This is a genomic window from Aeromicrobium sp. (assembly GCF_036675695.1).
Lineage (GTDB): Bacteria > Actinomycetota > Actinomycetes > Propionibacteriales > Nocardioidaceae > Aeromicrobium.
The window spans coordinates 1-9,629 of sequence record NZ_JAKFEL010000203.1 but is presented as its reverse complement, the minus strand read 5'-3'; the positions used below and the strand labels follow the sequence as shown (position 1 = coordinate 9,629).

12 protein-coding genes are annotated in these 9,629 nt (G+C 65.9%); 7 read left to right on the top strand and 5 right to left on the bottom strand.

The genetic code is table 11. The features are described 5' to 3' along the window. Together V6M39_RS12960 and nudC are read left to right on the top strand one after the other, a co-directional pair. A partial coding sequence (locus V6M39_RS12960; RefSeq protein WP_332644230.1) for a PD-(D/E)XK nuclease family protein occupies positions 1–1,125 on the top strand: 1,125 nt, incomplete at its 5' end. A 4-nt stretch (positions 1,126–1,129) separates the two neighbouring features. Next, positions 1,130–1,996 carry an NAD(+) diphosphatase gene (nudC, locus tag V6M39_RS12955; RefSeq protein ID WP_332644229.1) on the top strand — a complete coding sequence of 289 codons (867 nt, stop codon included), beginning with the start codon at positions 1,130–1,132 and terminating at the stop codon, positions 1,994–1,996. Here nudC and V6M39_RS12950 read toward each other — a convergent pair. Continuing rightward, positions 1,993–2,235, bottom strand: a complete 243-nt coding sequence (locus tag V6M39_RS12950) for a mycoredoxin (RefSeq protein ID WP_332644228.1) — start codon at positions 2,233–2,235, stop codon at positions 1,993–1,995. The two genes, nudC and V6M39_RS12950, sit on opposite strands and share 4 nt — an antisense overlap. A gap of 76 nt (positions 2,236–2,311) precedes the next feature. Between V6M39_RS12950 and V6M39_RS12945 the strand changes: the two genes are divergently transcribed. After that, complete coding sequence (locus tag V6M39_RS12945; protein WP_332644227.1) at positions 2,312–4,396, top strand: ATP-dependent DNA helicase UvrD2; 2,085 nt, start codon at positions 2,312–2,314, stop codon at positions 4,394–4,396. On the opposite strand, the gene V6M39_RS12940 is transcribed toward V6M39_RS12945, so the two are convergent. Next, entirely contained in the window at positions 4,370–5,737 is a 1,368-nt protein-coding gene (locus tag V6M39_RS12940; RefSeq protein WP_332644226.1) for an ABC1 kinase family protein, read from the bottom strand. The genes V6M39_RS12945 and V6M39_RS12940 overlap by 27 nt on opposite strands. Before the next feature lie 103 nt (positions 5,738–5,840). Beyond that, the gene (locus V6M39_RS12935) at positions 5,841–6,476 is read right to left on the bottom strand and encodes a TetR/AcrR family transcriptional regulator (RefSeq protein WP_332644225.1); all 636 of its coding nucleotides are present in this window, start codon (positions 6,474–6,476) and stop codon (positions 5,841–5,843) included. A gap of 127 nt (positions 6,477–6,603) precedes the next feature. On the opposite strand from V6M39_RS12935, the gene V6M39_RS12930 reads away from it, so the two are divergent. The 4 genes from V6M39_RS12930 to V6M39_RS12915 all read left to right on the top strand — a co-directional run bounded on the left by V6M39_RS12930 (position 6,604) and on the right by V6M39_RS12915 (position 8,460). After that, a complete protein-coding gene (locus V6M39_RS12930) occupies positions 6,604–7,023 on the top strand; it encodes a VOC family protein (protein WP_332644224.1) in 420 nt (139 codons plus the stop codon). A 10-nt stretch (positions 7,024–7,033) separates the two neighbouring features. Beyond that, entirely contained in the window at positions 7,034–7,498 is a 465-nt protein-coding gene (locus V6M39_RS12925; RefSeq protein ID WP_332644223.1) for a luciferase domain-containing protein, read from the top strand. Between the two features lie 9 nt (positions 7,499–7,507). Next, positions 7,508–7,747 carry a response regulator transcription factor gene (locus V6M39_RS12920; protein ID WP_332644222.1) on the top strand — a complete coding sequence of 80 codons (240 nt, stop codon included), beginning with the start codon at positions 7,508–7,510 and terminating at the stop codon, positions 7,745–7,747. A 74-nt stretch (positions 7,748–7,821) separates the two neighbouring features. Continuing rightward, positions 7,822–8,460, top strand: coding sequence for a hemerythrin domain-containing protein (locus tag V6M39_RS12915; RefSeq protein ID WP_332644221.1), 639 nt, complete (start codon positions 7,822–7,824; stop codon positions 8,458–8,460). 60 nt (positions 8,461–8,520) lie between these two features. Here the strand turns inward: V6M39_RS12915 and V6M39_RS12910 are convergent, their stop codons facing one another. Both V6M39_RS12910 and V6M39_RS12905 read right to left on the bottom strand, forming a co-directional pair. Beyond that, positions 8,521–9,408 carry a hypothetical protein gene (locus tag V6M39_RS12910; protein WP_332644220.1) on the bottom strand — a complete coding sequence of 296 codons (888 nt, stop codon included), beginning with the start codon at positions 9,406–9,408 and terminating at the stop codon, positions 8,521–8,523. A 121-nt stretch (positions 9,409–9,529) separates the two neighbouring features. After that, positions 9,530–9,629 (bottom strand): DUF5679 domain-containing protein (locus tag V6M39_RS12905; protein ID WP_332644231.1); only part of this gene is annotated, 100 nt, incomplete at its 5' end.

Here is a 9,629-nt window from a genome sequence, read left to right as displayed (position 1 = left end):
CGGTGGACAACCAATGCGCAGACGCTGCCCTACTCGTTGCGTGGCGACCGCGACAGCCTGCCGGTGCTCGCGGGATGGTCGCCGGCTGACGCCAAGGCGTTCAACGAAGCGGACAAGGCCGACTCGCAGATGGAGGAGCGACGCCTCGGTTATGTGGCTTACACGCGTGCTGCTCGGCGCCTCGTCATCTCGGGTCACATCTGGGGGCGCACGCAGCAGAAGCCGCTCGGACCTTCGGACTACCTTGTCGCGACGCGTGATTGGCTCGCCGAGCAGGGACGGGAGCCCCTGCACTGGGCAGATCCACCCTCTGACGAGGCCACCAACCCGCATTTTGTCGACGTGGACGGCATCGCCTGGCCAGCCGCTGGGCCAGAGCTGCAGGGCCGCCGAGCGCTGGCCGAAGCCGTACGCGCCGCCGCCGATGGCAAGCTCTCTGCCCCGGCGGCAGACGAGTCACCCGAGCTCGCCCGGCTTGGCGAGCTGGAGGCGGACATCGAGCTGCTGCTTGCTGAGGCTGAGGAAGCTGAGAGTCCGTTGCGACGGGTGCCGTGGCCGACGTCAATGTCGGCTACCACCGCGATGGCGCTGCAGGACGATCCCGCTGAGTTTGCGCGCTCACTCGCGCGGCCGATGCCGCGTCAGCCATCAGGGGCGGCCCGGTTCGGAACGCGTTTCCACGCCTGGGTCGAAGCGCACTTCGGACAGCAGACGCTTCTCGATCCGACCGATCTGCCGGGCCGTGGCGATGTTGGCATCGGGTCAGACGCGGAGCTCGAAGAGGTCAAGGCAGCGTTCCTCGCGGGCCCATATGCGGACCTCACCCCGGTGCAGATCGAGGCACCGTTCTCGTTGGTGCTCGGTGGACAGCAGTTCGTCGGTCGCATCGACGCGGTGTTCTCCTCTGCGCCGGGCCTATACGAGGTCGTGGACTGGAAGACCAACAAGCAGGCTGGCGCCGATCCGTTGCAGCTCGCGATCTACCGACTCGCCTGGGCTGAGCTGATCGGCGTCGAACCGTCGGCAGTCATCGGATCGTTCTATTACGCGCGGCTCGGCGAGGTGAAGACGTACGACGATCTGCCCGGCCGTGACGAGCTGGAGCAATTGCTCGGTCTAGCCTGATCGGGTGGACTACGCCTTCGATCACACCCAGCACGACCGCACCGCACACCTTCGCAAGGACGACGCCTGGCGCACGGCCGATCCCCTGCGGGTCATGGTGATCGGCGGCGAGCACGTCGCGACCGAGGGCGGCCAGGGCATTCGCTGGATCAGCATCGACGAAGCACCCGACGGTGACTGGATCTACCTCGGCACGAAGGACGGCGTTCATCACGCCGCAGTCGTGGTGAACGGCCGTGTACCCAAGGAGCTCGAACCGGTGAGCTTGCGCGTTCTCGGTCCTTCCGTCGCGCCCGACGAGGCCTCGCTGGCGGTGCATGCCATCGGGCTATCGCGCTGGCACGAGACCCACCAGTTCTGCGCCAAGTGCGGATCTCCCTCGGAGCAGGCGGAGGCCGGACACACACGCATCTGCCCGTCCTGCGGTGCGCACCACTTCCCGCGTACGGATCCCGCCGTCATCATGCTCATCACCGACGGCGATGACCGTGCACTGCTGGGGCGTCAGCCGGTATGGCCCGAGGGACGCTTCTCGACTCTGGCCGGATTTGTGGAGCCGGGGGAGACCCTCGATGACGCCGTACGCCGTGAGGTCATGGAAGAAGTCGGCATTGAGGTCGGCAACGTCACGTACGCCGGCAGTCAGCCGTGGCCTTTCCCATCGAGCCTGATGCTCGGATTCTTCGGCGAAGCGCTGAGTACCGACATCACGGTCGATGAGAACGAGATCGCCGAAGCGCGCTGGTTCACCCGCGAAGAAGTCACCGAGATGACAGCGTCGAGCGACCTGTTGCTGCCGCCGAACGTCTCAATCTCCCGGTGGCTGCTGCAGACCTGGCACGGTGGCGTGATCCACGGCAAATGGGCTTAGCTTGCGAGTTGCGCCTTGACCTGTGCGACTGACGGGTTGGTCAGGGCGGTGCCGTCGGTGAAGACCAGCGTCGGGACGGTCTGGTTGCCGTTATTGGCCTGCTCGACGACGAAAGCGGCGTCAGGTACGGCCTCGATGTCGACCTCGTCGAACTCGATACCCTCGCGCTTCAGCTGCCCCTTGAGGCGATGGCAGTAGCCACACCATGGGGCGGAGTAGAGGGTGAACGTGCTCGACATGAACTGTCTCCTTTGACGACTAGTCTTCATTGTCTCAACACCTGACAGATCCGCCGCATTCCCCCGAGGAGCCCGTGTGCCTGACGCCGACGACCTGCTGACGGGTCTCGACCCCGAGCAGCGAGATGTCGCTCGGGCGCTGCGCGGGCCGGTGAGTGTCGTCGCAGGTGCAGGCACCGGCAAGACCCGGGCGATCACGCACCGGATCGCCTACGGAGTCGCCACCGGGGTCTACAAGCCGACTGAGGTCCTCGCCGTCACGTTCACGACCCGCGCAGCTGGCGAGATGCGCACACGCCTGCGCATGCTGGGTGCCGATGGAGTCCAGGCCAGGACGTTCCACTCGGCGGCGTTGCGGCAGGCGCAATATTTCTGGCCCCACGTCTACGGTGGTCCATTCCCCGAGATCGTGAAGTCGAAGTTCTCGCTCGTCGCCGACGCGCTCCGGAGGCTCGGACGTCGCGGTGACACCCCGTTGCTCCGTGACCTTTCGTCGGAGATCGAGTGGGCCAAGGTCAGCAACATCCCGCCATCGACCTATGCCGCCAGGGCGGCAGCTGCTCGCCGCGAAGTCGCTGACCTCGACCACGATGACGTCGCCAACGTGCTGACTGCCTACGAAGAGGTCAAGCGTGAGCGTGGGCGCATCGACATGGAAGACATCCTGCTCGTGACTGCCGCGATCCTCGCCGATGACGAGCGCATCGCTGCACAGGTACGCAGCCAATATCGCTGGTTCGTCGTCGACGAGTTCCAAGACGTCAACCCGCTCCAGTCGGCATTGCTCGACCTCTGGCTCGGTGGACGCAACGACATCTGCGTGGTCGGCGACCCCCGCCAGACGATCTACTCGTTCGCTGGCGCCTCACCACAGATCCTCGCGTCCTTTGCTCGCAAGCATGAGGGTGCCGAACGCCACGAGCTCGTACGCAACTACCGGTCGACTCCGCAGATCGTTGATGCAGCCAATGCGGTGTTCAGCAATGGGGGTCCCCCCACGAGCTCTGCGAGTAGGGGGCTGGCTGACGTCAACCAAGGCGTGCGCCTCCAGTCGCAACAGGAGCCGGGCAATCCGGTCACCTATTCCGGCTTCCCCGATGAGCAGGCCGAAGCCGCAGCAGTCGCCAGCGAGATCTCGCTGTTGAACCGCCGTGGTGTGCCGTTCAAGGAGATGGCGATCCTGTTCCGCATCAACGCTCAGTCCGAGTCCTTCGAGGAGGCACTCGGCGAGCACGGCATCCCCTACGTGCTCCGAGGGGTTGAGGGGTTCTTCCACCGTGCTGAGGTGCGGCAGGCCGTGGCTTTGCTGCGTGGTGCTGCCCGAGGCGGCGAGGGCGGAGGCGAGCTCGTCGACGAAGTGCGCGCCGTGCTGTCGAGCATGGGACACACCGACAAGCCGCCGAGTGGCACAGGTGCCGTGCGTGATCGGTGGGAGTCGCTGCACGCGATCGTGTCGATGGCCGCAGACCTCGTGGAAGCCGATCCCGCAGCCGACATCGATGCACTGGTGGCCGACCTCGCTCGCAGGGCTGAGCAGGCACACGCTCCCGCTGCGGACGGCGTCACCTTGGCAACGTTGCACTCAGCCAAGGGACTCGAGTGGGATGCGGTCTTCTGCGTCGGCATGCACGAGGGCATGATGCCGAGCGTCCACGCCGACACTCCGGTCGCAATCGAGGAGGAGCGTAGGCTCTTCTACGTCGGCCTGACGCGCGCTCGCAATGACCTGATGATCTCGTGGGCCACCACACGCCGCCGGGGTGGGCGCGGCAACCGCGGACCGACTCGGTTCCTCGACACTCTGCTCCCGGCCAATCACGAAGCCCGGCAGACGACCAAGCAGCCGCGCGATCGCAAGGTCGCCAAGTGCCGGGTCTGCAACACGGTCCTGGCCGTCGCCGACCGCAAGCTCGGCCGGTGCGCCGACTGCCCGCCGACATACGACGAGGGACTCTACGAGCGTCTTCGCGCCTGGCGTTCGACCGAGGCCACGCAGCAGGCCAAGCCCGCATACGTGATCTTCACCGACGCGACGCTGCAGTCGATCGCCGAGGTCAAGCCGACGAATGAGGCGGCGCTGGCCGCGGTGCCTGGCATCGGGCCGGCCAAGCTGGAGAAGTATGCCGAGCCGGTCCTAGCGCTCGTCAGCGAATCCCGGTAGCGATTCCTCGAGGATCGATCGGAACGGCGCCGTCGCTCCCAGCTGGCTGAGCACCCCGATGCCTCCGAACCACACGCGGTGAATCAGCAGGTACTGCGGCGGGAGGTTGATCTTCATCGCCGTGCCCATGCCGTCGGCGGTGGGTGCGCTGACGCGCTGCATCTGCTCGCGCATCCAGTCTCGGCTGAACGTGAACCGCTCGACCCGGGCAGGTTCGGCGAATGGCCCGAGGTAGCGGGCGATCGTGTCGGCATCAAGCTCGACACCGCGCTTGAGGAAGCCCTCATCGTGCAGGCCGTCGACGACCGCCGCGAAGTCGCCGTCCACCACCAGACGGAGGAGTCGTCCCATCGACTCGGGAAGCCCGTCGGGCAGTCTCGCGACTGCGCCGAAGTCGACGACACCGAGTCGACCGTCCGGCATGATCCTGAAGTTGCCCGGATGTGGATCGGCGTGCAGCATCCCAGCGCGCTCGGGCCCGGCGAACAGGAACCGTACGTAGGCCTCGCCGTAACGATCGCGCTCTTCCTGGGTGCCGGTCGAGATGATCTGCGCCAGCGACGAGTCCGCTTCGAGCCATTCGGACACGAGCGCACGCTCGGTGTGAGCAAGCGGCTCCGGGATCACGACCTCGGGGTCGTCGGCGAACGCGCCGGCAAAGACACTCTGCGCGCCAGCTTCAAGCGAGTAGTCGAGCTCTTCAGCCACCCGGTCCTGCAGCTCGGCGATGAGCGGCTTGACGTCCAGTGCCGGGGCGAGGATGCCGAACAATCGAGCCATCCGAGCGATCTGGCGCAGATCGGCCGTCAATGCCCTGGCAGCACCTGGGTACTGGATCTTGACCGCCGCGTCTATTGGGGGCGCTCCCGTTTCGGCAGTCCCGTCGAGCCACGTCGCTCGATGCACCTGTCCGATCGACGCCGACGCTGCCGGAGCGTCGCCGAAGGTCGGGAACTGGTCTCGCCAGCTTTCGCCGAACTCCTCGACCATCACTCGATGGACCACGCCAGGCGGCATCGGTGGCGCCGAGTCCTGCAGCTTGGTCAGCGTCTCGCGGTACGGGCCGATCAGCTCGTCTGGCAGCGCGGCCTCGAAGATGCTCATGGCCTGACCGAACTTCATCGCGCCGCCCTTGAGCTGGCCAAGCACGGTGAAGATCTGGTCAGCCGTACGCCGCTGCACTTCGTCGAGCACGCTCTGCGCGGGGGCACCGACGATGCGCTTGCCGACGCCAAGCGTCGTACGACCGGCGAATCCGATCGGCAACGATGCAAGCTTGGCCGTGCGCGCGAACGCACTACCGCTCAGCGGTCGCCCTTCGGACTTCTCATCGTCTGCCACCGAGTCAGGATAGTCGGGAGTGACGAATGCGAGGCGGCACTCAGGAGGCGGCGGGCGCAGCCGGTTCCTGACTGGGGGCAAGGCGAATGTGGAGTGCGGTCGGTCATTCCGCGAAGAATTGTTGCCTGCAGGTCTCAAACACCCACGAGCCCCAACGCTCCGCGGTCCAGCTGTGCTCCGTCACCAGGAGGAGGAAGCCGTCTTCGCTGAGAATGGTGTAGAGGATCCCATGTGCATCGTCGGCGGAGAGGTCGGAGCGAAAGCCCGATCGGGTCGCTAGAGCCGTGACGACCAGTCGGAAGCCGTCGTAACGCAGCCGCTTGTTGCGTGAGAGCACCTCGCCGACCTCGGGGTCGGCCGCCGCGGCCCGCATGACGTCGAAGAGCGGCGCGGCGCGGCGCATCACCACCGCAGTCTGGGAACAGAACAGCTCGAGCGCCCGTGCGCCGTCAGGTTCGTCAAGGACGCGGTTGAACCAATCCGACTCGAGGATGTCGCTGGTGTCTGGTCCCCGGAGCGCGTGGTCAAAGGCGGCTTGAAGGATCGCAGTCTTGCTCCCAAAGGATAGGTAGAGCGTCTGGACGGCCACACCGGCCCTTTTGGCGATCATCGCCATCGTCGTGGTCACGAAACCCTCGTGAACGAACAGATCGGTGGCGGCGACCACGATCTTGGCGCGGGTCGCCTTCGCCTGTTCTGCCTTGGTGGTGCGGCTCTTGGTGCGCGATCCGGTTGCCACGAAAATTCTTCCTCCAACCTGCTTGACGAACGCTGTAATGCCATTCTAGTGTATCGACATACTGTAATGACATTACATCATGTTGTTACACCAAATTGCCATAGACTCCATACGGAGAGGAATGACCATGAGTGACGCACCCCCGCTGGCTGGCTACCACCATCTCGGCATCACCGTTCGCGACATCGGCACCAGCGAGGCCTGGTACACCCAGACCCTCGGTCTTGTTCGTGCCTTCGTAGAGCAGCACGACAACGAAACCGGCTACGCCCGGGTCCTAACCCGTCCGGGCACACCGTTCTTCCTCGGCCTGGACCATCACGAAGACGCAGACCGACTGCCGTTCGACGCCCGGCGCACTGGGCTCGATCACTTCGCTCTCGCCGTCACCAGCGCCGAGGAGGTGCACGCCTGGGCCGCGCATTTCGACGCCCTCGACGTCGATCACGAGCCGGTGCTGGAGGCAAGCGAGCCGGTGCCGCTCGCGATGGTGCTGCTGCGCGATCCCGACGGCATCGTGATCGAGCTCATCTGGACCGGGGCCTGACATGCTGGCCGTGGCACAGCGTGCGGGATCCCGACCGTCGACAACGGCGAAGATCCCTCACAGCCAGACCAACCAGCAGCCAGCCGACGCGCATTTCCTGACACAGGTACTGGACGAGGCTGCTTCCTGGCCGGACGTCGTACAGGGGGCGTCCGGCATCTCGGTGGAAGGCGCACGGGCACTCTCTCTGGCCGACGGCGTCGCCGGGGGCCTTCCCGAAGCCTTCATGGTCGGGCGCGAGTTCTGTCATGGGCACGCCCAAGGTGACTACAGCCTGCACATGACTCTGCCGCTGGAGCTGGTCGATGCGATCGACGCGTCGGGCTGGATCGAGCCGCACTTCCTCGTGCTGACCGGTCAGCTCCCACGCACGCATGTGATGGTCTACGCCCCGCGGGACGGCCAAGAGGTCGCTGTGGTGACAGGCCTGGTTCGGGCATCGTACGAGTTCGCTCGCGGGCTGGCGCAGGCCTGAGATCGCGCGATGTCAACCTATCTGTCCTGGCTGACCCCCCGGGAGCGTGAGGTGTTGGAGCTCCTTGCCGAGGGCCATTCCAACCATGCGATCGCCGAGCGCCTTCTGACTGGCGAACGAACTGTGGAGACCCACATCAGCAGGATCTTCTGCAAGCTCGGCCTCGAGTCGACCCCCTTCACCCACCGACGTGTCTTGGCAGCGCGGGCGCACCTCGTCACAGCGTTCGATCTCGCCAGCACCGGCTGAAGTCCGTGCTGGACGGACGACATCTGTTCCAAATGTTCCTACCCCCATCGCTATCAACTCCCGAGGAGACTGTCATGACCGAGCACCTGACCATGAACACCGTTGTCCACGCAGCGTTCCGGCGGACCATCGCCCGATTCGACTCCGCCCTCGCCTCATTCCCAGACGGATCCCAGCAGCGGGCAGACGACCTCAAACGCGTGTGGGACTTCTTCGACCAGGAGCTGCACCACCATCACGGCTACGAGGAGGAGTTCTTCTGGCCGGCGCTCCAGCAGACCGACGCCGACCTGAGCGCAGTGGCCGAGCTGGACAGCGAGCACGATGCCATGCGGGCGGCGCTCGATCTTGCCACTGCCGCCATGGCAGCGTTGAAGGCCGAGCCGGCGGCACCCAATGCGGCCGAGGCGCGCACCGCAGTCGCGAACCTCGGGACCGTGCTGCTGAATCACCTCGCCCACGAAGAACGGGATCTGGAGCCGATCTCGGCGGCATACCAGGACGCGCCTGCGATGAAGGCGGCTCTCTCCCAGGTCAAGAAGGCGCACTTCAAGAGCATGGGCAACTTCGTCGAGTGGCTCCAGGACGGTGCGGACGAGTCCGACCTCGAGGGCATGCGCAAGGAGCTGCCGCCCCCGGTGATCTTCCTCTTCGGCAAGATCGCCGGACGCCGCTATCGTCGCGAGATCGCGCCGGTCTGGCGAAGTGCCTGACGGACTCGCGTGCGATCTGTCACCTGAGCCGGTCATCGATGGCGGTGCCAGCGCCTGAGGTCAGGCCGCGCTGAGGAGGTCGCAGGCGCAGCCGTGATGGAACGCCAGCGGCCAGCCGCTGCGCTCGCTGTGCCCAGGTCCAACGGCGAGGAACTGACCGATCGTCCGGGTGGGACCTCCGTCGCAGTGCGCCAGCACTTCAATCGCGATCTCAAGCGCTGCCCCGTGCACCGTCACCGCATCCAGCGCTGCAGGAGTGAGGATGCCGGTGTGCCTGCCGAGCTGGGGGAGCAGCGCACCCCATGCGTGATCCCAATCGGCACGATGCAGGTCGTAGCAGGACATGCACGGAGTCCGACCCGGTCGCACGAGTGGTCCGATGCGTACGCGGTCCTCGTCGATCATCACGACGAGATGATCGAGCGCAGCCAGTTGCGGTCGCTCGAACACGGTCCGCGCGGGTTCACCACACGAGGCGATGACCAGGAGATCTGGATCGTTCGAGTCGAGATCGCGGATACCGGCGCTGCCGAGGACGGTACGCGCCGCGGCTGCGATCGGCTCGGTCGCGGCGTCGGTGTGGAACGCAACGCGGAACAGCGGCCGCTGCGTGAGGCGCGCCAGTTCGCCACCTGCGAGGTCGGTGTGCCGGGCTTCGGCATCAAGTCCGCGTCGATGCGGTGCACTCCAGTGTGACGAGTCGAACACGACCCCGAGGGCACGCAACTGGTGCATCAGAGGTGCGACCTCGCAGTCGAGCTCTGGGATGTTGGCTCTCGCGTACGACTGGAGCCGCTCGACGTCTCGGGTGCCGTCCGCGAGCCGCAGCAGAGCCATGAGACCTGGGCGGTCAGCGATGACGACGCCGGGCGAGGTGCCGATCTGCAGGCTCGCTTGGTCGCGGCGCAGCAGCGGAGCACCGGGACGAAGCGCGGGACGAAAGGTCATTCGGCCAGCGTGGCGCGGAGCCCCGCTGTCGACCAGCCTCGCATCCACAGGCGTCCGCGCACAATAAAGGCGACCCGCAGGTGCGGGTCGCCTTCATTGAAGTTCGGGGAAGGTGCGGGACTCAGGCCTTGCCGAGAATCCGGTTGAGCTTCGTGCCACAGACCGGGCAGATGCCCTTGGCCATACGAGTGCCCTTGTCACTGACGTGGACCTCGCCTGAC

What these genes read in the sequence shown, in the direction of transcription:
- V6M39_RS12910 (WP_332644220.1), bottom strand. Translation starts at nt 9,408, where the DNA reads ATGACCTTTCGTCCCGCGCTTCGTCCCGGTGCTCCGCTGCTGCGCCGC.
- V6M39_RS12920 (WP_332644222.1), top strand. Translation starts at nt 7,508, where the DNA reads ATGTCAACCTATCTGTCCTGGCTGACCCCCCGGGAGCGTGAGGTGTTG.
- V6M39_RS12915 (WP_332644221.1), top strand. Translation starts at nt 7,822, where the DNA reads ATGACCGAGCACCTGACCATGAACACCGTTGTCCACGCAGCGTTCCGG.
- V6M39_RS12950 (WP_332644228.1), bottom strand. Translation starts at nt 2,235, where the DNA reads ATGTCGAGCACGTTCACCCTCTACTCCGCCCCATGGTGTGGCTACTGC.
- V6M39_RS12930 (WP_332644224.1), top strand. Translation starts at nt 6,604, where the DNA reads ATGAGTGACGCACCCCCGCTGGCTGGCTACCACCATCTCGGCATCACC.